This window comes from Microbacterium sp. UBA1612 (genome assembly GCF_002321605.1).
GTDB classification, from domain to species: domain Bacteria; phylum Actinomycetota; class Actinomycetes; order Actinomycetales; family Microbacteriaceae; genus Microbacterium; species Microbacterium luteum.
Genome location: NZ_DCMW01000004.1, coordinates 31,912 through 54,424 on the forward strand (window position 1 = coordinate 31,912; position 22,513 = coordinate 54,424).

The window sequence follows — 22,513 nt, forward strand, 5'->3', positions numbered from 1 at the left end:
GTGTCAGCTCAGGGCGCGATCACGAGCAGGTCGCAAGGTCCGCCGTGTCGTCGCCGGCGCTGATCGCCGCGAGCGCCTCGAGTGCGTCGTCGAGGTCCTGCACCGCGAACACCTCGAGGCCGTCGGGGATGTGGCCCACCACCTCGTCGCAGTTCGCATCCGGCGCCAGGAACCACTCCGCGTCGGCCTCGGCCGCACCGTACAGCTTCTGACGGATGCCGCCGATGGGGCCCACGGTGCCGTCGGCGGTGATCGTCCCCGTGCCGGCCACGTTCTCACCGCCGTTGAGCTCCCCCTCGGTGAGGGTGTCGATGATCCCGAGCGCGAACATCATCCCGGCGCTCGGGCCGCCGACGTTGTTGAGCTGGATCGTCACGTCGATCGGGAAGTCGAACGACGTGGAGAGCACGATGCCGAGCAGCCACGTCGTCTCGCCGTCGGCCTCGACCGCCTCGGGCGTGACGGTCTCGACGACCTCCTCGCCGTCACGGCGCAGCGTGAGCTCGACCGCATCGCCCTCGGCTTCGGCGACGACGTCGCGGAGCTCCGCGACATCCCTCACCTCACGCCCGTCGGCGGCGACGACGACGTCGCCGGACTGGACGAGGCCCGCCGCGGCGGCATCCTCCCCCACCTCGACGACGGTCAACTCGGGGTTCACGTCGTAGCCCAGCTCGACGAGGGCCGCCGCGGTCGCCTCCTGCTGGGAGTCGACCATGAGGGCGGCGCTCTGTTCGCTGCGCTGTTCGGTGGATACGCCCTCGGGGTAGACGGAATCGATCGGCAGCACCGCACGGCTCGCGTCCAACCAGGCCACCGCGAGCTCGAACCACGACGGGGTGCGCTCGCGGTTGCCCACCACCTGCACGGTGAGGAGGTCCAGCGCGCCGTCGGTCGGATAGGTCTGCGCTCCTTCGACGCTGATGAGGGGCACCTCCTCGCCCTCGGCGGTCTCCGCGGTCCCGAGCGTGTTGTAGACCGGGCCGGGCTGCTGGATCACGTACGCGGTGGGGAGGAAGGTGAGGACCAGCAGCGCGGCGAGCGCGACGACCAGCGCCCAGATGCCGACCAGGGTGCGGCGAGCGACGCGGCGTCGCGGGGCGGGCGTGAGGGTGACGTTCTCGTCGAACAGAGCCAAGAGGGGCCTTTCCGTGCAGGTCGTTCGCGACCGGCGTAAGGCGATCGGGTCCCGGCCGGGGAGAGCGATGATCCGGCTGACTAGCCTAGGACCAACACCCGCAGACCTGTCTGAAAGGCGGCTGAAGTGGCAGAGGACGACGACCGCACTCCCGAAGAGGAGTTCCAGGAGCTGCTCAAGCAGCTGTTCGGCGGCACCGGGGCGGGGATCGACCCCGAGCAGCTGTCGCGGATGGCCGGGATGAACATCGACCCGGCGATGATGCAGACGGTCATGCGTCATCTCCAGGACGCCTTCAGCGCGAGCGACGACCAGCCGATCTCGTGGGAGGCTGCCGAGCGTCAGGCCCTGCACATCGCGAACCAGGACGACCGCGGCGTCACCGCCGGGCAGCGCACCGACCTCGACCAGGCATTCACTCTGGCGGGTCTGTGGCTGAGCGAGGCGACGACCATCTCCGAACTGTCCGACGCACCCCGCGCGATCACGCGCGGCGGCTGGGTCGAGGCGACCCTCCCGGTGTGGCAGGAGCTGGCCGCCCCGGTGGCCACGAGCATCGCCGACGCGCTCACGCAGGCTCTGCAGGAGCAGACACCCGACGACATGCAGCAGCTGGTGCAGGGTGCCGGAAAGCTCATGCGCACCATCGGCGGTTCGCTGTTCGCCACCCAGCTGGGCGCCGTGGTCGGCAACCTCTCCAAGGAGGTCGTCAGCGGCGGTGACGTGGGCATCCCGCTCATGCCGGCCGGCCAGGCCGGCATCCTGCCGCAGAACTTCGCCGCGTTCGGCGAAGGCCTGGAGGTTCCGGACGATCAGCTCGCCCTCTACATCGCCACGCGCGAACTCGCGCACGCGCGCCTGTTCCGTCACGCGCGCTGGCTGCGTCTGCATGTGATCTCGCAGGTGACCGACTTCGCGCGCGGCGTGCACGTCGACACCGACGCGCTGGAGGATCTCGCATCCCGCTTCGATCCGTCCGAGCCCGACGAGCTGCGGCGAGCGCTGGAGAGCGGGGCCCTGCTCCCCCAGCGCACCGACGCGCAGAACGCGACCCTCGCTCGCCTGGAGAGTCTGCTGGCCACGATCGAGGGATGGGTCGAAGTCGTCACCGAGGACGCCGTCACGCGCCTGCCCGCCGCGGGTCGCATCGCCGAGGCCGTGCGGCGACGGCGCGCGGTCGGCGGGCCGGCCGAACAGGCGCTGAGCTCGCTCGTCGGACTCGAGCTCCGCCCGCGACGGATGCGGGAGGCGGCTGCGATGTGGCGGTCGGTGAGCGATGCCGTCGGCACCGCGGCGCGGGATTCCCTGTGGGACTATCCCGACCTCATGCCGACATCCGATGACATCGACGACCCCGCCGCGCTCATCGCGCGTCTCGAAGCGCGCGCACGCGGCGAGGAGCCGGCGACCGACGAGATGGACGACGCCCTCGCCAGGCTCCTCGCCGATGCTCAGTCCGGCGACGAGGCGTCGCCAGGTCCCACGGCCGAGGGAACGACGCCGGGCGACGACGCCGCACCCGGTGATGAGTCCGACGGCGACGAGTCCGACGGCGACGCGCACGGGCCCGCGCGCCCCGTCTGACCTCTCCTCCCCACCCGCCTCGCAGCGACGCGGGTGGGAAGCCTTGTGGACAGCGATCGGTGCCGTTCCGCCTCCTCGTGCAGGATCGGCGCATGCCGTTGCGCCTGGACCCCCGACACCCGCCGCTGTGGCGCACCCCGACGGCGGTGCAGTTCGGAGCCGACGCCGTCGCGGTGGTCGAGGCCGACCAGCCCTGGCACACCCGCCTGCTGGCCGTGCTCGAGGAGGGACTGCCCGCCGAACACGCCGTCCGGGTCGCGGGCGCCATGGGCGCACCCGCAGCGGAGGCGGCGGAATTCCTCGCCGCGATCGCGCCGGCGCTGCGCGACGACGACGCTCCGGCGGGCGAACAGGTGATGCTCCGCGTGAGCGGAGCCGTCGACCCGTGCGTCTACGCGGGCGTCCACGACGGTCTCGTCGCCGCGGGCGTTCGGATCGTCGACCACGATCACGCGCCCCTGATCGTCGTGGCCTCCCACGTGCTGGATCCGCGCGTGACGGCGCGGCTGATGGCGGATGACCGCCGGCACCTCCCGATCGTGGCGACCTGCTCCGGCGCCGAGGTCGGCCCCCTCGTCCTCCCGGGGAAGACGGCATGCCTCACGTGCGTCGCGACCGTTCGAACGGAGCGCGAGCCGTGGTGGCCGGCCGTGGCGGCGCAGCTCCTCGGCTCACCCCCGCCGCCCTCGTCGCCGGCGAGGCCGGCCTGTTCGCGGCTCGGCTGCTCACCGAGGCGCCGCATCCCCCGGTCGCTGGGACGGTCTCGTGGGCGCTGCGCCCCGACGCGTCGCCGGCCCGGCGGATGCACCGGCCGGCCGAGCGCTGCGGATGCCGATCTCCTGCAGGAACCGCGACGGATCCCGATCTCGCACCCCCCGCGCCCAGGACAGCGACAGCGTTCGCCGTGCCCGCGTGATCCCGACGTAGGCGAGTCGACGCTCCTCGTCGATCTGCTCGAAGGACTGCGCGTACGAGATGGGCAGCTGTCCCTCGGCCAGACCGGCCAGGTGCACGTGGTCCCACTCGAGGCCCTTCGCCGCATGGAGTGTCGCCAGCGTGACCGTGCGCAGCGCGGGTTCGTCCTGCGTCTTGGCACGGGTGGTGAGCTCATCGGTGAACGCACGCAGGGTCGTGCCCTCGGGGGCCTCCTCGGCCAGGCGCAGCAGAGCAGCCCGTGCCTCCCAGGCGTCGCGGAGGGCGCCGCCGGCCGGAGGCGCCTCGGCGGTGAACCCGAGGGAGCGCAGCACGTCGCGCACCGCGTCGACGAAGTCGCCGTCGATCGGCGCGACCGATGCCCCGCGGAGGGCGAGCACCGCCTGTCGCACCTCCGGCATGTCGAAGAATCGCCGCCCGCCGAGCACCGTGGTGGGCACCCCCGCATCCGACAGCGCGGCGGAGATCTCCGCCGACTGCGCGTGCGCGCGGTAGAGCACGGCGATCGAGGCGGGATCGGCGCCGGAGCTCAATCGCCGCGCGACGGCCGCGGCGATTCCACGGGCTTCGGCCGCTTCGTCCTCGTAGGCGGTCGCCTCCGGCTCCCGGGCCGCCCCGTCGGACGCGGGGACGCGCGAGGGCTCCAGCCGGAGCGCGCCGGGGCGACCGCGCATGAGCTCGTTGGCCGCGTGCAGGATGCCCGCATCCGACCGATAGCTCGTTTCGAGACGCACGACCGTCGCGTCCGCGTGCCGATGGGCGAATTCCAGGAGATACCGCGCGTCGGCGCCGGCGAAGGAGTAGATCGTCTGACTGGCGTCCCCCACCACGCACAGATCCCGGCGGTCGCCGAGCCAGAGCTCGAGCAGCCGATGCTGCAGAGGTGAGACGTCCTGGAACTCGTCGACGGTGAAGTGGCGGTACTGCTCGTGCACGGCATGCGCGACCGCCGGTTCGGTCTCGAGCATGCCCGCGCACGCCAGAAGCACGTCCTCGAAGTCGAGTTGGCGCCGTTCGTCCTTGAGCTTCTCGTAGGCCCGCTGCAGGTCGACGATGCGCGAGATGTCGTAGCGCCCGACGCCGTCGGGACGCGCCGTCGCATAATCCTCGATCGAACGCATCGTGACCTTGCGCCACTCGATCGCCGACGCGATGTCACGAAGCGTCCCGGTGTCCGGGTCCATCCCCACCGTGTCGGCGGCATGCGCGAGCAGCCGCACTTTGTTGTCGACGACGGCCGGGGCGCTGTCGCCGGCGAGCGTGGGCCAGAAGTAGTTCAGCTGGGACAGCGCCGCGGCATGGAAGGTGCGTGCGCTCACCCCGCCGACGCCGAGCGCCCGCAACCGCCCGCGCATCTCGCCGGCCGCCTTCGCCGTGAAGGTGACCGCCATCACGCGATTCGGCGTGAAAGCTCCCGTCTCCACGCCGTGCGCAATGCGATGGGTGATCACCCGGGTCTTGCCGGTGCCCGCGCCCGCGAGCACCGCGACCGGCCCGCGCAGGGCGCGTGCGGCTTCTCGCTGGCGGTCGTCCAGTCCGTCGAGCGCGCTCACGCGACCCCGCCGTGCCAGCCTTCGATGAGGCGGCGCGAGATCGAAGCGGGCCCGGGGAGCTGCACCGGGCCGCGGCCCGACAGAGCGGCACCGATCTCATCGCGGTGGAACCACCGCACCGCCACGATCTCCTCGCCGTCCGGGCGCACCGCGTGAGCGTCGACCGCCGTGGCGAGGAAGCCGACCATGAGCGAACGGGGATACGGCCAGGACTGGGACCCGCGGTAGCGCACATCCGTCAACGCGACGCCCGCTTCTTCGTACAGCTCTCGCGCGACGGTGTCCTCGAGGGACTCCCCGGCCTCGTTGAACCCGGCGAAGCAGGAGAATCGGTCCTCGCCCCACAGCACGTTCGAGCCGAGCAGCAGCAGGTCGGGATCGTGCGGGTGGGTGACCGCGACGATCACCGCGGGGTCGGTCCGGGGGAAGTGCTCGCGCCCGCAGGACGCGCAGTGTCGGGACCACCCGGACATGCGCACGTCGGTGCGCGTACCGCACGCGGGGCAGAAGGGGGAATCGCGCAGCCAGCGGGCGAGGCTGAGCGCTTCGGTGAACACGCTTGCCTCGGCGGGGTCGAGGTCGGCCCCCACCACCCGCAGCCCGCCCCACCCGCCGGGAGCGTCGAACGGCGGCTCATCGTCGACGTAGACGGCGGCGAGCACGGCACGGCCGTCGGGGCGACGGCCGAGGAATGCCCACTCATCGGGCGCGGGCACCTCGCAGGGCGACATCCAGGCCAGCGCGTCGCGGGCGGCCAGCGGAGCCGCATCGCGAGCGAGCGCGAGCACGACCGTGTCCTTGTCGGCCACGGCCGCATCGATGAGTCCGTCGAGCGTTCGTTCCTCGGCCGACCGGTCGACCGCCAGCCCGATGGCGACGGGAGGATGCGATTGCGCCGTCATCGAGGACCTTCCTGCATTGGTCGCGGAGCCGGGCGTGGCGCGGCCGGGCGCGGGGGTCACCGACCTACCCTGGGCTCATGGCACGCTCACCTCTCACTCTAGCCGCGACGGTGACATCGGCTCTTCCGCAGGCCGTCGTGGTCGCGGTGAGAGCGTTGACCGAGGGAGCGGCCGGCCGGTACGACGCGGCTGTCGCCGAGCTCGACGACGGACGACGCGTGGTGGTCCGCGTGCCCGTGGACGCCGCAGGCTCGGCCGACCTGGCCGCCGAGGCCCGGGCGCTGCGGGCGCTCACGCCGGGCGTGCGCAGTCTGCTGCCGTACCGCGCGCCCGAGCTTCTGGGCGAGACGTCGCTCGACGCGCACCGCGTGCTGGTGGTCGACCTCCTCGAGGGGTACCGGGTGGATGCCGCTCACATCCCCGCCGGGCGCGGTGTGGCCACCTCACTGGGTGAAGCCCTCGCCGCACTGCACGGCCTGCCCCCGTCGATCGTCCGCGCCGAGGGATTGCCGGTGCGCACCCCCTCGCAGGTACGAGACGACGTCACGCACCTGCTCGATCGCGCTGAGGCGACGCGTCGGGTCCCCGCTCCGCTCTTGGCGAGATGGCGCCGCGCGGTGTCGTCGGAGCAGCTCTGGCGCTTCGAGTCGGCGGTGACGCTCGGCGGAGCGACCGCGGCCTCGTTCCTCTTCGATGAGGTGGACGATGCACCCGCCGTCGTGGGTCTGCTGGAGTGGCAGGGGCTCCAGGTCGGAGACCCGGCTGTCGATCTGCAATGGCTCGCGGGGGCGCCCGACGCCGCCGACGACGTCCTCGACGCCTACGGCGCGGCGAGCGGGCGCGCACCGGACGGCCTGGTGCGCGAGCGTGCCCGCATGTACGCCGAGCTGGAATTCGCACGCTGGCTCGTCCACGGCGACGAATCGGGGCGCGAAGACATCGTCCACGACGCCGTGGAACTGCTGGAGTCGCTCGCCGAGGGGGTCGGGCACGACGATGTGGTGCCCCGGGCGGGCTCGAGCGTCGACGAGGCCCTGGCGCTCCTGGACCGCACGCCCGAGGCTCCCGCCGCGGGCGTGGACACGTCGATGCACACCGACACGTACGATCCCGAGGAGCTGTCGACGTGGCTCTCGGATGACGATGCTCAGTCGACGACCGATCTGGCCGGTGCCGTCGAGCGGGCGCGATCGGCGACCGGACCCCTCCTCGATGAGCAGCCGGTGGATGATGATGCGCCGGAGGTGAAGGCTCCCGAGCCGATCTGGTCGGATATCACCTTCGCCGAGACCGCGCCGCTGGCCGACGAAGACCTGCCCGCACCCGTCTCACGCGCCCCGATCACCGAGCGCGACGTGCCGCGACCCCTGGTCACCGCCACCGGGTCCGACACGGCCCGCCGCGCCGCCACCCGCACCGCCGATGACCCCGAAGAGCCCGACGATGCGGCCGAAGCGCAGCGAGCATCCGACGCCGCGCTCCGCCGCTGGCTCGCCGACTGAAGCACCCCTCCGGCCGGGTCAGGCGCGCAGCACGAGATCGTCGGCGACGTAGTACAGCGCCACGTCGATCTCTGCGAGCGGAACACCGTGCTTGTGGTGGTAGGCCCGACGGTAGAGCTCCAGCTGCAGCATGCGCTCGGCGCGTTCGGCGTCGTTCCGCGGCGGCGCGCCGGTCTTCCAGTCGACGATCTCGATCCGTCCGTCGCGGTCGTCGCGGCGGTAGACCGCGTCGAGCTTGCAGATGACCACGTGCGTGGCGCCGTCGAGGTCGGCGATGGTGAAGTCGATCTCGGATTCGACCTCGAGAGGCTGCAGCGGTGCCCACTCGCTGCGCTCGAACGTGCGCCGCAGCGCGCCGAGCGCATCCGCATCGGCGTCGCCGGCAGCCGGAGCGTCGGCCGACTCGTCGTCCGACTCCCACAGGGCGTCGTCGAGGGATCCTCCCGCGCCCACGAGGCCCGACCGGTGCTCGACCCACGCATGGAACAGCGTCCCGAGCCGGGTCTGCCGGTACGGTCGTTCCGGCAACGGCCGTGACAGCCGCGCGACGGTGCCGTCGTAGTCCGACACGAAGTCCTTGTAGCGGGATGCCGCGATGCGCGTGGGCGCACCGCCCGAACGGGGTCGCGCGCGAGCTTCGCGTTCGGCCAGGAGCAGGGCCAGATCGTCGTCGGGCCGGGTGCGCGGCGCGCTGATCGCGTCACCGACCGCGCCCGCGGCGGACAGGACCAGCTCGCGTCGCTCCCCGAGCGGATCGAGAGGCCAGTGCAGCACGCGTCGTTCGCCGAGATACGGGTTCTCGCCGACCTCGTCCGCGGGGAGCTCCGTGCCGATCGCGCGAGCGACCTCTTCGAGGAAGACGCTCCGTTCGCGAGGACGCTTGGTGCCGGACCACGTCGAGCCGGTCAGGAGCAGGTGATCCCGCGCGCGTGTGACCGCGACGTAGGCGAGCCGCCGGTCCTCGTCGAATTGACGGGCACGGTTCTCGGCCACGAAGGCGTCGAGATTCGTCTTGAGGTCCTGCTGGGTCTCGGCGAGGTCCGCGCGCCACCGGAAGTCCGGAAGCCAGGCGGCGTCGCCGCGGAAAGCGTAAGGGAGCACGCCGAAGCCGAGCCAGCCCTTCGTGTCGCGCGGGGCGCTGGGCAGTTCGTCCTTCACGAGCCGCACCACGGCCACGGCGTCCCATTCCAGCCCCTTGGACCCGTGGATCGTGAGCAGCTGCACGACGTCGTCCTCGGGCGGCTCGGTGCGCGGCGCGAACTCGTCGAGCTGCTCGGCGTGATCGAGCCACGCGAGGAGGCTCGCGATCGAACCGGTCTCGTCGGCGGCGAGGAAGGCGTGCAGCTCGTCGACGAATGCGCGCAGCTGGGCCGAGGCGATGCGCGCGGGTCCGCGAGACTCGTTGGCGGCGAGCTCGATGTCCAGGCGCAGCTCGCTCTCGATGAGGCGCACGAGCTCGGGTAGGGGCATGCCGACGGCACGACGGAGTCCCGCGAAGACCGCGCCCGCCTCGGTGAGGCGCGTCACCGCTTCGCGGGTGAACCCCGAGAGCCAGCCGTGGTCTGGGCCGTGGCGCACGACGAAGTCGAGAGCGTCCGACAACGACCCGGCATCGTCCGCGGCGCTTCCGCGGATCGTCGCCACGACCTCTGCCGGAAGGGGCCGCAGCGCCTCGTCGTGCGACGCGATACGTCGAGACAGCGCCGACAGCTCGCGCAGGTCCGGCAGCCCGATGCTCCAGCGCGGACCGGCCAGGAGTCGGATGAGGGCCGAGCCCGCCGACGGGTCGCTGATCACCCGGAGTGCGCTCACGACATCGACGACCTCGGGGGTCGACAGCAGGCCGCCGAGGCCCAGGATGCGATGCGGGATGCCGTGCCGCGCGAGGGCGTCGCCGAAGCGCACCATGTGCTTCTTGGATCGGAACAGGATCGCACCGGTGGTCGCACGTCCTCGCGCGGAACGCTCCGCGCGGACCCGGGTGAACCACCGTGCCACCCGATCGGTCTCGGCGTCCAGCGCGTCGTCGAAGCCGATCTCGACCTCCCCAGCCGGTGCATCCGGTCGCGGCCGGAGCTCGGCGACGGCGACCGGCGAGGAGGTGGCGAGCGGCGCGAGCACCGCGTTCGCGGCGTCGAGGACGCCGATGCCGTTTCGCCAGCTCGTCAGGAGCGCGAAGCGCGCGCAGGTCTGCTCCGAAGCGAATGCGTCGACGAATCCGCCGAGGTTGCCGGCACTCGCCCCCCGCCAGCCGTAGATCGCCTGATGCGGATCCCCGACGGCCATCACCGCCGTTCCGGCGAACAGAGACGCAAGCAGATCGGTCTGGGCGACGGAGGTGTCCTGGTACTCATCCAGCAGCACGACCCGATAGCGGTCGCGCAGTTCGTCGGCCGCCGGCGGATGCGCCGCGACCACCTCGAGGGCGCCGGCGACCTGATCGGAGAAGTCGATGACGCCGAGGCGTCGCTTCTGCGCCGCGTACTCGCGCGCGAGGTCGGACAGCAGCGTCAGCGCGCGCACGTTGTTCTCGGCGACCTCGACGTCTCTGTAGACGACGGTGCGCTTGGTGGTGGAGGGCCGCTCGAGCACACCCGAGAAGCGCTCGGGGAACGCCGCGAGCTCCTCGGGGTCGACGAGATTGTCCACCGCGTCGCGTGCGATGCGCAGCGCCGCATCGACGATGGATCGCACCGCCTCGCCCCGCTCCTCGAGGCGCTCATCGTCGGACGCGAAGACGACGCGCCGCATGAGCAGCCACGCCGCCGACTCGCTCAGCACCGCGGCTTCGGCGTCGCGGCCGATACGCACGGCGTGTTCGCGCACGATCTGGTCGGCGAACGCGTTGTACGTCGACACGGTCGGCCGGTGCAGCAACTCGTCGTCGAGCTCTCCGGCCGCGCGCGGCGTGGCGCCGACGGCGACGGCGAGCTCCTCCATCGCCGCACGTCGCGCGAGGGCCGGACCCCCCGCGCGCTCGATGCGTGCGAACACCTCGAGCCGCCCCTCGGCGTGAAGGCGCTCGAGGTGCGGCAGCAGACCTCGCGCGTCGAACTCGGCCAGCCGCGCCAGCCGCCTCTGGATGCGGTCGGCGAGTTCACCGGCGGCCTTGCGCGTGAAGGTGAGACCGAGTACCTCGTCCCGGCGCACGAGTCGATTCGCGACGAGCCACACCACCCGTCCCGACATCGTCTCGGTCTTGCCGCTCCCGGCTCCCGCGACCACGAGCGCCGGAGCGAGCGGGGCTTCGATGACGGCGGTCTGCTCCGGCGTCGGAGGGTACTGACCGAGCGCCGCGGCGAGGACGACGGCGGGAACGGTCACGACGCGCTCACCGCCCCGATGGTGTGGATGCGGCACAGCCCGTAGGCGTGCTCGTCGCGGCAGTGCTCCTCGTAGGGTGCGGCGAAGGACGTCGCCCGCATGACGGCGACGGCCTCCTGGATGCGGGCGTGGAACGCCGCGCGGCGTTCCTCGTCGAACGGCGGCTGGCGTGGCGTGACGTAGTCCGCCTTCGACGTGGGTCGCAGCACGAGCAGCTGCGCGCCGCCCGGGGGATGCCCCACCGCCTCGGGAATGGCACCGGACTCGAACGCGAGCTGGTACGCGGCCAGCTGCGGGTTGTCGGCCACCTTCGCGTCCGTCTGCGGTTCCCGCTTCCCGGTCTTGAGGTCGACGATCACGACAGTGCCCTCCGGCGTGAGCTCGACGCGGTCGATGTATCCCGAGAGCACGATGCCGTGAGGTGCGTCCTCGGCACCGACGACGGCGAGGGGGACCTCGAAGTGCGGTTCCGCGCCGATCAGGCGACCCCCGTCGCCGTCGAAGCGGCGCAGATAGGCGTGCAGGCGCCGGATGAGGTCGCGCGCACGCGCCTTCTCGGCGCGCTCACGCCAGCCGGCTTCGAAGGCGAGCTCGCCCCAGCGCGCCTCGACGACGGCCCACAGCGCCTCTTCCGACGTCTCGACGGCATGCTCGAGCGCCGCGTGGACGATCGTGCCGAGCCCCGCCGTGACGCCGCCCGGGTCTCCACCGAGGTCGGCGATCACCCAGTTGAGCTCGCACTCCTCCAGCGCGTGGAGGCGTGAGGGGGACACGCGGATGTGCTCGCGCTCGAGGTCGCGCAGCGGGCCGGTGGAGGTCGGTCCGGCAACGCCGTACCAGTGCGTCGGGTCCGCCCCGGGCACCTCCGCGTCGGCGAGCAGGGCCAGCTGTGCGGCCGCGTGCGCGCGAGCGGCCGCCGCCGCGCCGGGGTCGAGGATCGCGCGCGTCGTCGTGAGCGTGCGCCGATGGGCGGCGACGAGGCCGCGCAGCGACAGCGGATGCTCGACGGCGACCGACTCGGCGGGCGGGAGGAACTCGAAGAAAACGCTCGGGCCGGTGTCGTCGTCGTCCACCGCGGTCACGACGGTGCGCGCCCGGGAGCGGCTGAGCGCCCGCACCAGCAGCCGCAGCTCGTCGTGCATCGCGGCGCGACGTCGGTCCAGGGTCGACGGGGCATGCTCGTCATCGCGCGAGAGAGCGTCGGCCAGGCGCCAGGTGTGCAGCAGTCCTCCGCGCAGGCGGGTGTTCGGCCACACCCCCTCCTGAACGCCGGCGACGACGACGGTGTCGAACTCGAGCCCGAGCGACGCCGCCGGAGTGAGCACGCGCACGACGTCGTCGTGCGGAGGCGGATCGAGTCGGTCCTCGGCGACACGCGCATCGAGCACGCTGCGCACGAAGACACGCGGGTCGGCGTCGACGGAGCGCTCACCGAACCGCTTCGCCGCCTGGAAGAGCGCGACGACGGCGTCGAGGTCCCGCCCGGCCTGATCCGCGATCGGACCGTGACCCGCTGCGGTCCGCGCCCACGGCTTCTGCAGGCCGGACCGCTCCCACGCCGCCCACAGCAGCTCGTGGGCGCTCGCACCCCGCTCCAGCTCGTCGCGGAGATGAGCCAGGGTCCGCGCGAGCGCGGCGGCGCGTCGCGCCTCGCGCGCATCGATGATGTCGAACTCGACGGGGCTGCGCATCGCGGCCAGCAGGAGCTCCCGACCCGCACGCTCGCCGCCGGCGGCCACCTCGGCGTGCCGGAGGGCGGACCGCAGCCGGCGCAGCTCGATCGGGTCGAGTCGCCCGGTCACGCCGAGGAGCGCGTCCGTGACTTCATCCGCGCTCCACCGGTCGGCGGCGGCCATCTCGATCAGGCGCAGCAGATCGCGCACGGGTGCGATCTGTCCGAGGGCCTGGGCGGAACCGGGCGAGAGGGCGGGCACGTCACGCGCAGACAGTTCGGCCTGCAGACCGGTCACCTGACGGGTGTCGTGGGCGATCACGGCGAGCTCGCGCCACGGAACGCCGTCGTGCACGTGTCGCTCCCGCAGCATCCGGGCGATGACGTCGTACTCCTCGGCGGCGGAGCGGACCGTCACGGCGCGCACAGATCCGTCGGGCACGGTATCCCCCGGCGCGGATCGGTGCGCGACGACCCCCGCGGCTCCGATCCGCTGGGTGACCCGGCGAACGACGTCGGTCGAGTGCGCTGTGCCCCGGTGCGCGGCGCCGAGCACAGCGACCGACCCGAGGACGCGCGCCAGGCGGGCGAAGTTCTGCGGCGTCGCGCCGCGGAACGCTCCGGAACCGACATCGGGGTCACCGAACGCGAGCACGCTCATGCCGCGCGCACGGCAGGCGTCGAGGAGATCGACGGCCCCGGCCGTCATCTCCTGGGCGTCGTCCACGAGCAGATGACGGATGCGCGCGATCGATTCCACCCCCACCGCTCCCGCTGCGACCAGGCTGACCGCCTCGCGGACCAGGCCCGCGGCATCGCGATGGGCGCCGCGCATCCCGGCGCGCACGCGCACGTACTCGCGCTGGAACGACGCCATCGCGCGCCACTCCGCGACGTCGTGGTCGGCTGCGAGAGCGTCCAGCCGCACAGGGTCCAGCCCGAGCGTCGCGCATTCGGCGAGGAAGGCGCGCACCTCGGATCGGAAACCCGTGGTGTCACGGATGCCGGCCCCGAGCCCGGACGGCCATCGGCTCACCGCCCCCGGCAGCGCTTCGTCCTCTGCGTCGCCGTCGAGCATGTCGTGGATGATCTGGTCCTCGTCGCCGCCGGTGAGGAGCTGGGGCGGCTCGGCGCCCGCCGCGACGGCGCACGATCGCACGATCGCGAACGCGAAGGAGGCCACCGACCGCGCGAGCGGCCCCGACGTCGCCGTGCCGACCGCGACGGCCAGGCGGTCCCGCAACGCCGTCGCGGTCTGCCGGGAGGGCGTGAGCACGACGATCTCGTCCGGGTCGACCCCGCGTTCGACGAGCGCCACGACGCGGGCGACGACGGCGGTGGTCTTGCCCGTGCCCGGTGCGCCGACGACGACTCCGGATGCCCCGATCGCCGACGCCACGACCGCGCGCTGCGCATCGTCGAGGTTCTCCGCGCGCACCCCTGGGCCGGACGCGGCGTCGGCGGCGGACGCGGGGAAGGCGCTCGCGACGGAAGTCATCACGCCACGACGCTAGCCGCCGCCGCCGACATCCCGGTCCCGGCCCGCGCGCGTTCGCCCAGAGCGTGCGCGAGGCCCGGGAGCCGGGCGTGCGGGTGCCGTAGGCTGGCCGTGCACCCGCAGAACCCCGCGGGTGCGGGCCGTACCGGCCCGAGTCGCCAGGAGGTATGTGACGTGGAGATCCGCATCGGCATCGCGAACACCGGACGTGAGCTGAACTTCGACACGAACGAGTCGGCCGCCGACGTGAAGAGCTCCGTCGCGACGGCTCTGGACTCCGGCGCCGCGCACATCGAGTTCGCCGACGCGAAGGGCAACTCCTACCTGGTGCCCACCGCGGCGCTCGCCTACGTCGAGCTCGGCAGCGAGGAATCCCGCCGCGTCGGCTTCGTCGCCTGATCGATGCAGATCCTCATCGCCCTCATCATCGGCGCGGCGATCGGGATCGCCGCTCACCTCCAGGTGCCCCATCGCCAGACGCGCGGGGCGGCGGTCATCCCGGTTCTCGGCACCATCGCCGCCGGGGTGGCGTGGCTCGCCCTGACCTGGGCCGGCATCGGCATCGACTCGCTGTGGCCGTGGCTGTCGGCGTTCGTCGTGCCGGCGGTGGTGTGCTGGCCGGCGGCGCTTCTGCTGGCGAGGGTTCGCCTGACGCACGATGCCCGCGAGAGGGCAGCGCTCGGAATCGACTGACGGTCGTAGCCGGAACACCCGGCCGGGCCCTCAGGCAGCCAGGCCCATCGCGTCCATGCGTCGTGAATGAGCTGCCATGAGCTCGGTGAAGACCGGCTCGACCTTCTCCTCGTCGTCGGCGTCGAGCGCGGTCGGGCGAAGAGCCGATCGGGCGATCAGAAGGGTGTCGCCCACCAGGCGTCTCCCCCACATGGCAAGGAGCGCCTTCCACTCGGGGTCGCTGGCGATCGTCTCGGCGACGATGTCGACGATCGCCTGGCGGTCGTTGTCGGCGCGAAGCACACGAGCCACGCGGCGGCCGGCCTCGCCGTAGCTGGCCGAGAGGGCGAGGTAGAAGTCATCGAGCAGCCCCGCGGTGATGTGCACGGAGAGCATCGTCTCCTGCGGCCGTCGACCGTGCGTCGCCCGCCGGAAGGCATCGAGCGGCTCGCGGAACGGCAGCATCAGATTGGTGGGGTCCTCACCGCGATCGCGGATGAGCGCCACCAGCTCCTCGTGCTTGGTCAGCGCGGCACCCGCGGCGCGCGACACGGCCTCCTTCTGCGCGAGCTCCGGCGTGGTCTGGATGAGCTCGCTTAGCGTCTCGAAGAACCCCAGCTGAAGATAGGCGGCCTGGCCGAGGTAGGTGGCGATCTCCGGGGCGAGTTCCTCGAAGTCCACCCGCATCGCGTCGCCGAGCTCGCCGCGGGAGCGAAGCTGAAGCAGGCGCCCCTGCGGACGCCGCTGCCAGAACCAGGTCACCACGGCCTCCACCTTAGGCCGCCACGCGGGTCCGCGCGGCCCGCCGCGCGGCGTGCGCGGCGCCCTCGGCTATCCTGGTTCGGTCCCCGGCGTCGGATCGGGGCACCGCGCCCGTGGTTGAGAGAAGGGCGTGGACACACTTTCGCCCCAGCGTGCGCCACGGATGCGCCCGGGGCCGACCACAGGCAGCGTCTCACTGCCGGACGGGTTCCCACACCGTGACCACCTTCGCCGAACTCGGCGTCGACCAGGACATCGTCGACGCCCTCGCCGCACGAGGAATCGTCGACGCGTTCCCCATCCAGGAGCAGACGATCCCGCTGGGCCTGCCGGGGCAGGACATCATCGGGCAGGCCAAGACCGGCACCGGCAAGACGTTCGGGTTCGGCATCCCCGTCGTCCAGCGTCTTGGCCACAACCCCGAGCCGGGGGTGAAGGCGCTCATCGTCGTGCCCACGCGTGAGCTCGCGGTGCAGGTCTACGAAGACATGGACATGCTGACCTCGAACCGCTCCACCTCGGTGGTGGCGATCTACGGCGGCAAGGCCTACGAGGGTCAGATCGACCAGCTGAAGGCCGGAGCACAGATCGTCGTCGGCACGCCCGGACGCCTGATCGACCTCAACAATCAGCGTCTGCTCGATCTCTCCAACGCCACCGAGGTCGTGCTGGACGAGGCCGACAAGATGCTCGACCTCGGCTTCCTCGCCGACATCGAGAAGATCTTCCAGAAGGTGCCGGCCGTGCGCCACACGCAGCTGTTCTCCGCGACCATGCCGGGGCCGATCGTCACCCTCGCCCGGCGTTTCATGTCCAACCCGATCCACATGCGGGCGAACGACCCCGACGAGGGTCTCACCCAGGCGAACATCCGCCATCTCGTCTACCGCGCCCACTCGCTCGACAAGGACGAGGTCATCGCGCGCATCCTGCAGGCCGAAGGCCGCGGCAAGACGGTGATCTTCACGCGCACCAAGCGGGCCGCGCAGAAGCTCGTCGACGAACTGGGCGACCGGGGCTTCAACGCCGCCGCTGTGCACGGCGACATGAGCCAGGAGGCGCGGGAACGCTCGATGGCCTCGTTCAAGGCGGGCAAGAAGGATGTCCTGATCGCCACCGACGTCGCTGCGCGCGGCATCGACGTCAACGACGTCACACACGTGATCAACCACACCATCCCCGACGACGAGAAGACCTACCTGCACCGCGCGGGCCGCACCGGCCGGGCCGGGCGCACGGGCATCGCGGTGACCTTCGTCGACTGGGACGACCTGCACAAGTGGGCGCTCATCAACCGAGCGCTGGAGTTCGGCCAGCCCGAGCCGACCGAGACCTACTCGTCGAGCCCGCACCTGTACACGGACCTCGACATCCCGGCGGGCACGAAGGGGCGCATGGCGACCGCTCCGAAGGCCCAGAAGGCCGACGGACCCCGACGCGAAGCCGGTGACGGCGGCGACGGGTCGCCGCGACGCCGTCGCCGCCGCCGCAGCACCGGATCCGACGGCGGACCCCGCCCGGCTGAGGGCGAAGCCGCGCGCGGCGCGGACGCATCCGACCGCGAGAGCGACGGGGCCGGCACGCACGACGGTCAGGGCAAGGAGCACCACGACGGACGCCCCGCGCCGCGCCGCCGTCGCCGGCGAGGACCGCGCGGCCCGCGCGAGGGCGCGGCCGGCACCGCCTGAGCGGCATCACCGCTCACGGTAAGACCGGCGCGCAGCCCGTCCCGCGGTCGATCAGTCGCTCGAGCATCGCCTCGCTCGTGGTGTGCTCTCCCGGCTGATTGGGTTTTCCGAGCCCGTGGTAGTCGCTGGATCCGGTGACGATCAGATCCCGCTCGTCGGCGAGCGCGCGCAGTGTCGCCACCGCGGCCGGGAGGTTCTCGCGGTGACCGAGCTCGAAGCCGGCAAGTCCCGCATCCAGCATGCGTGTCAGCAGGCGCTTGGGCGGGATCCCGGCCCGGCCGGCCGGATGCGCGATGATCGCCACTCCCCCGGCGCCCACGATGAGCTCGACCGCCTCGACCGGGTCGGGCGAGAACAGCGACACGTAGTAGTCGCCGCCCGTTGCGAGGATCGTCGAGAACGCCTCGCCGCGGTCGGCGACGACGCCGCGGGCGATGAGGGCGTCGGCGATGTGCGGGCGTCCGACGGTCGCGCCGGTGCTCGTCTGGGCGACGATGTCCTCCCACGTGATGTCGTAGTCGCGCGCGATGCGGTCGGCCATGATCCGAGCTCGCTGCAGCCGCGAGCGACGCACGCGGTCGGTCATCGCGCGCAGGCGCGGCTCGTCCGGGTCGAACAGGTAGGCGAGCACGTGGATGCTGCGCCACTCGTGCTGCGAGGACATCTCCATGCCGGGCACGAACGTCATGCCCAGCGACGTCGCGGCGTCTGCCGCCTCCGCCCACCCGGAGGTCGTGTCGTGATCGGTGAGCGCCACGGTGCGCATGCCGTGCGCGTGGGCTGCGGCCATGACCTGCGCGGGCGGCTCGGTCCCGTCGGAGTGCGTCGAGTGCAGATGCAGATCGCCCGGCCCCTCACATCGACCCGACCGCTGCATTCTTCCGAGGGTAGCGTCCGCCAGCGCCCTGGCGTCCGATGCCCGGCCGGAAGGGCGATCCAGGGCGCACCGTGCCGACCTTGACGCTTCTTTCAGTCTGCGCGAATAGGGTTCGTGTCGTGTTGCGCGTGTTCGGGTTCGTCGCCGCTGCGGCGTTCGCGCTCGCGGCGGCGATCGTGACGGTACCCGACGTGTTCCGCGTCCAGGACCGATTCCCCATCGCGCAGATCGTCTCCTTCCGAGGCCTCGTCGCAGCCGCCTTCGTGGTGCTCGCCCTGCTGGCGCTGCTGGTCGCGCTGATCCGACCGCTCCGGGCGTTCGCCACGACCCTCGCGATCGTGTGCCTGCTGGCCGCGGCCGGCAACGGCGCGATCCTGTACGGGCGCGGGTGGGGCACCGAGGCCCTCCCCGCGTCGACCGAGGAGAGCATCCGGGTGATGACCTGGAACACCGCCGGGAGCGGGAACACGTCGGCGGCGTCGATAGCCGAGATCGCCGTGGCGATGCAGGCCGACATCGTCACCCTGCCCGAGACGAGCGCGGAGACAGGTGAGCAGGTCGCGATCGCGATGCGGGACTATGGGCGCCCCATGTGGGTGCACCACGCCACGTTCGGCAGCCAGGACGCCGGATGGGATGCCCTCTCGACGACGATCCTCATCTCCCCCGACCTCGGGGACTACGCCGTCATCGAATCCTCGCAGGACGGCTCGAGCAACACCTCGACCGTCCCGAGCGCGGTCGTGATGCCGACCTCCGGCGACGGTCCGACCGTCGTCGCGGCCCACGCGGTCGCCCCGCGCGTCGACGACATGGCGCAGTGGCGCAGCGACCTGCAGTGGCTCGCCGACCAGTGCGCCGAGGACAACGTCATCATGGCGGGTGACTTCAACGCCACGGTCGACCATCTTGCCGCCTACGGAATCGACGGCGGCACGCTGGGTCGATGCCTGGACGCGGCCTCGGAGACCGGCAACGGCGCCGTCGGCACGTGGCCTTCGCAGCTGCCCTCCCACGTGGGCGCACCCATCGACCACATCCTCGCATCGCCGTCATGGGTGGCGACCGGGTCGCTCGTGCTGCAGTCGACCGACGGCTCGGGCAGCGACCACCGACCTCTCGTGGTGCAGTACGAGCCCCGATGATCGGCCCGGTGACGCCCGGGCTCACAAGTGCGAGACTGAACAGATGAGCACTGGCGACAGCGACACGATCGCGGCGACCGAGACGGCGGAGACCACGCACGACAGCGGCACCAATCGTCGGCAGCCCTTTCCGCAGGGCTTCCTCGACACCATCTCCACCGGGTGGGCCCCGCGGCCGGATTCCGCACCGCCGCAGCGTGACCAGGCCCCCTTCGCGGCAGCCCGGCGCAAGAAGCTGTCTTCGTCGTTCCCCGGAAGAAGGCTGGTGATCCCCGCGGGCTCGCTGAAGCAGCGGAGCAACGACACCGACTACCTCTTCCGCGCCCACTCGGCCTTCGCCCACCTGACCGGCTGGGCCTCCGACTCCGAGCCGGACTCCGTTCTCGTGCTCGACCCGGTCGCGGACGGTCACACGGCGACGCTGTACTTCCGCGAGCGCGCCGACCGCACCACCGCTGAGTTCTACGCCGACGCGTCGATCGGGGAGTTCTGGATCGGCCCCCGTCCCGCGCGGGAGGGCGTCGCCGTCGACCTCGGCATCGCGACCGCGCACATCGACGACTTCGCCGGCGCCGAGGACGACCTCGTCCTCGGCGAGGATGAGGACCTCACGCGTGCCGTCTCCGAGCTTCGATTGATCAAGGACGACTACGAGATCGCCCAGATGCGCCTCGCGGTGGATGCGACCGCTCGCGGCTTCGACGACATCGTGCGCCATCTCGACCGTGCCGTCGCCCACCCTCGCGGCGAGCGCGTCGTGGAGGGCGTCTTCCACCTGCGCGCCCGCAGCGACGGCAACGGTGAGGGCTACGACACCATCGCCGCCTCGGGGCCGCACGCGTGCTACCTGCACTGGACGCGAAACGACGGGGCGGTCGCGCCGGGGGATCTCATCCTCGTCGACGCCGGCGTCGAGGTCGACAGTCTCTACACCGCCGACATCACCCGCACGCTCCCGGTCTCCGGCTCCTTCACCGACACCCAGCGGCGTGTCTACGAGACGGTGCGCGAGGCGGCGGACGCCGCGTTCGCCGTCGCCCGGCCCGGGGTGAGGTTCCGCGACGTCCACGCGGCCGCCATGGAGGTGATCGCCGCCCGGGTCGCCGAGTGGGGGCTCCTGCCGGTGACGGCGGAGGAGGCCCTCGACGCCGACCGCGGCGGGCAGCACCGCCGCTACATGGTGCACGGCACGAGTCACCACCTCGGCATCGACGTGCACGACTGCGCACAGGCCCGCCGCGAGATGTACTACGACGGACTGCTCGAGCCGGGCATGGTGTTCACGATCGAGCCCGGACTGTACTTCCAGATCGACGACCTGACGGTGCCGGAGGAATACCGCGGCATCGGTGTGCGCATCGAGGACGACGTGCTGGTGACCGAGGACGGCGTGGAGAACCTCTCTGCGGCGATCCCCCGCACCGCCGACGAGGTCGAGGCCTGGATCGCGCGGGCGACATCCTGACGCCGTGAGCTACACCGAAGAGCCCGCCTTCACGACGCGGCCGACGCTGACCGGCACCTTCGGCATGTCGGCTTCGACCCACTGGACGGCGACCGCGACCGCTCAGGCGGTGCTCGAGCGCGGTGGCAACGCCTTCGACGCGGCCGTCGCGGGCGCTTTCGTGCTGCACGTCGTGGAACCGCATCTGAACGGTCCGGGTGGTGACCTCGTCGGCCTCATCCAACCCGCCGGCGAGCAGCCGCGCGTGCTCATGGGCCAGGGCCCGGCGCCGGCCGGCGCCTCGATCGCGCATCTGCGGGCCGAGGGTCTCGATCTCGTGCCCGGGGCAGGCGCCCTCGCCGCCGCGGTGCCCGGCGCCGTGGACGCGTGGCTGCTCCTGCTGCGCGACCACGGCACGTGGGAGCTGCGCGACGTTCTCGCGTACGCCATCGGCTACGCGCGCGATGGCCATCCGCTGGTGGCGGGCGCGGCGGCCACGATCGCCCGCGTCGAGGGCCTGTTCCGGGAGTCGTGGCCGACCTCGGCGGCGCAGTGGCTGCCCGGCGGAGCGGCTCCGCGGGCGGGCGAGCTGATCCGCAACGCCGCTTACGCGGAGGTCCTGGAGAGCCTCGTGCAGGCAACGTGCCCGGTGCGCGACGACGGCCCCGTGGGCCGCGCCGCGCGGGTCGACGCCGCTCGACGGGAGTGGAAGACGGGCGAGGTCGCCCGCGCGGCGTCGGCTTTCGCGGCGACGCCGCACCGTCACTCCGACGGCCGGGACCATGCCGGCGTCCTCACCGCCGAGGACATCGCGGGATTCGATGCCCGGTACGAGGAGCCGGTCAGCGCGACCTTCCGCGGCCACGAGATCGTCAAGGCCGGCGCGTGGACGCAGGGGCCCGCGCTGCTGGCGGTGCTCGGGATGCTCGAGCCGCTCGCCGACGATCTGCTCGATCCGTCGCAGGAGGCGGGCGCCCACCACATCCTCGAGGCGCAGAAGCTGGCCTACGCCGACCGCGACGCCTGGTTCGGCGACGACGAGGTCGACCTCGAGGCGCTCCTGTCGGCCGACTATCTCGCGGCGCGTCGCGACCTCATCGGACCCACCGCCGCCGCGGACTTCCGACCCGGATCCCCCGGCGGCGCGACGCCGTTCGTTCCGCCGCTGCGCACCGGCTCGCCCGCCGCGGCTGCGGGCACCGGGGAGCCGACCGTCGACCGGACCGGGCACACGCGGGGCGACACCTGCCACATCGATGTCATCGACCGGTGGGGCAACGTCGTCGCCGCGACGCCGTCGGGCGGCTGGCTGCAGTCATCGCCGACGATACCCGAGCTCGGCTTCTGCCTCGGGACCCGACTGCAGATGACGTGGCTCGAGCCGGGGCGACCGTCCGCTCTGCGGCCGGGACGGCGCCCCCGCACCACGCTCACCCCGACGCTCGTGCTGCGCGACGGCCGCCCTCGGATGGCGCTCGGATCGCCCGGCGGCGACCAGCAGGACCAGTGGCAGCTGCTCACTCTGCTGCGCATCCTCGTCGGCGGCTTCTCCCCGCAGGCTGCGATCGACGCGCCCGCACTGCACACCACGGCCCTCGCCGACTCGTTCTGGCCGCGCACCTGGACCCCGGCGGGCGCGGTCGTGGAAGACCGGCTGGGCGACGACGTGATCGACGCCCTCGCCGCGCGCGGGCATCGGATCACGCGCGCGGGCGCGTGGGCGCTCGGCAGGGTCTCCGCGGTGGGACGGAATGACGACGGCGTGCTGTGGGCAGCCGCGAACGCCCGCGGCATGCAGGGGTACGCCGCCGGGCGGTGA

Annotated in this window: 15 protein-coding genes; 8 read left to right on the forward strand and 7 right to left on the reverse strand. The window is 72.3% G+C overall.

Annotated elements, in window-relative coordinates:
* Positions 1-19 precede the first annotated feature (19 nt).
* The gene (locus B3S45_RS02140) at positions 20-1,138 is read right to left on the reverse strand and encodes a YlbL family protein (protein WP_071042948.1); all 1,119 of its coding nucleotides are present in this window, start codon (positions 1,136-1,138) and stop codon (positions 20-22) included.
* 126 nt (positions 1,139-1,264) lie between these two features.
* On the opposite strand from B3S45_RS02140, the gene B3S45_RS02145 reads away from it, so the two are divergent.
* Entirely contained in the window at positions 1,265-2,722 is a 1,458-nt protein-coding gene (locus B3S45_RS02145) for a zinc-dependent metalloprotease (protein ID WP_071042947.1), read from the forward strand.
* 725 nt (positions 2,723-3,447) lie between these two features.
* On the opposite strand, the gene B3S45_RS02150 is transcribed toward B3S45_RS02145, so the two are convergent.
* Both B3S45_RS02150 and nudC read right to left on the reverse strand, forming a co-directional pair.
* On the reverse strand, positions 3,448-5,208 hold the full coding sequence (locus B3S45_RS02150) for an ATP-dependent helicase (protein WP_194384984.1): 1,761 nt from the start codon (positions 5,206-5,208) through the stop codon (positions 3,448-3,450).
* Positions 5,205-6,110, reverse strand: coding sequence for an NAD(+) diphosphatase (gene nudC, locus B3S45_RS02155; RefSeq protein ID WP_071042945.1), 906 nt, complete (start codon positions 6,108-6,110; stop codon positions 5,205-5,207). The genes B3S45_RS02150 and nudC overlap by 4 nt, the downstream gene beginning before the upstream one ends.
* 77 nt (positions 6,111-6,187) lie before the next feature.
* Between nudC and B3S45_RS02160 the strand changes: the two genes are divergently transcribed.
* Positions 6,188-7,612: a phosphotransferase gene (locus tag B3S45_RS02160; RefSeq protein ID WP_286717141.1), complete on the forward strand. Its 1,425-nt coding sequence runs from the start codon at positions 6,188-6,190 to the stop codon at positions 7,610-7,612.
* An 18-nt stretch (positions 7,613-7,630) separates the two neighbouring features.
* Here B3S45_RS02160 and B3S45_RS02165 read toward each other — a convergent pair whose 3' ends face one another.
* Both B3S45_RS02165 and B3S45_RS02170 read right to left on the reverse strand, forming a co-directional pair.
* Entirely contained in the window at positions 7,631-10,936 is a 3,306-nt protein-coding gene (locus B3S45_RS02165) for an ATP-dependent DNA helicase (RefSeq protein WP_194384982.1), read from the reverse strand.
* Entirely contained in the window at positions 10,933-14,106 is a 3,174-nt protein-coding gene (locus B3S45_RS02170) for an ATP-dependent DNA helicase (RefSeq protein ID WP_194385472.1), read from the reverse strand. Before B3S45_RS02170 ends, B3S45_RS02165 begins: the two co-directional genes overlap by 4 nt.
* A 174-nt stretch (positions 14,107-14,280) precedes the next feature.
* Between B3S45_RS02170 and B3S45_RS02175 the strand changes: the two genes are divergently transcribed.
* Both B3S45_RS02175 and B3S45_RS02180 read left to right on the forward strand, forming a co-directional pair.
* Entirely contained in the window at positions 14,281-14,505 is a 225-nt protein-coding gene (locus B3S45_RS02175) for a DUF3107 domain-containing protein (protein WP_071042942.1), read from the forward strand.
* A gap of 3 nt (positions 14,506-14,508) precedes the next feature.
* Positions 14,509-14,799, forward strand: a complete 291-nt coding sequence (locus B3S45_RS02180; RefSeq protein ID WP_071042941.1) for a hypothetical protein — start codon at positions 14,509-14,511, stop codon at positions 14,797-14,799.
* A gap of 30 nt (positions 14,800-14,829) precedes the next feature.
* Here the strand turns inward: B3S45_RS02180 and B3S45_RS02185 are convergent, their stop codons facing one another.
* Positions 14,830-15,543 (reverse strand): ferritin-like fold-containing protein, encoded by a 714-nt coding sequence (locus tag B3S45_RS02185; RefSeq protein ID WP_071042940.1) that lies wholly within the window; start codon positions 15,541-15,543, stop codon positions 14,830-14,832.
* A gap of 215 nt (positions 15,544-15,758) precedes the next feature.
* On the opposite strand from B3S45_RS02185, the gene B3S45_RS02190 reads away from it, so the two are divergent.
* Positions 15,759-17,228: a DEAD/DEAH box helicase gene (locus B3S45_RS02190; RefSeq protein ID WP_071042939.1), complete on the forward strand. Its 1,470-nt coding sequence runs from the start codon at positions 15,759-15,761 to the stop codon at positions 17,226-17,228.
* 13 nt (positions 17,229-17,241) lie between these two features.
* Here the strand turns inward: B3S45_RS02190 and B3S45_RS02195 are convergent, their stop codons facing one another.
* Positions 17,242-18,105, reverse strand: coding sequence for a PHP domain-containing protein (locus B3S45_RS02195; protein ID WP_194384981.1), 864 nt, complete (start codon positions 18,103-18,105; stop codon positions 17,242-17,244).
* 119 nt (positions 18,106-18,224) lie between these two features.
* On the opposite strand from B3S45_RS02195, the gene B3S45_RS02200 reads away from it, so the two are divergent.
* The 3 genes from B3S45_RS02200 (at position 18,225) to B3S45_RS02210 (ending at position 22,513) form a co-directional block, all read left to right on the forward strand.
* Positions 18,225-19,250: an endonuclease/exonuclease/phosphatase family protein gene (locus B3S45_RS02200; RefSeq protein WP_071042937.1), complete on the forward strand. Its 1,026-nt coding sequence runs from the start codon at positions 18,225-18,227 to the stop codon at positions 19,248-19,250.
* Positions 19,251-19,293: 43 nt separating this feature from the next.
* A complete protein-coding gene (locus B3S45_RS02205) occupies positions 19,294-20,715 on the forward strand; it encodes an aminopeptidase P family protein (protein ID WP_071042936.1) in 1,422 nt (473 codons plus the stop codon).
* A gap of 64 nt (positions 20,716-20,779) precedes the next feature.
* Positions 20,780-22,513, forward strand: a complete 1,734-nt coding sequence (locus tag B3S45_RS02210) for a gamma-glutamyltransferase family protein (protein ID WP_414683061.1) — start codon at positions 20,780-20,782, stop codon at positions 22,511-22,513.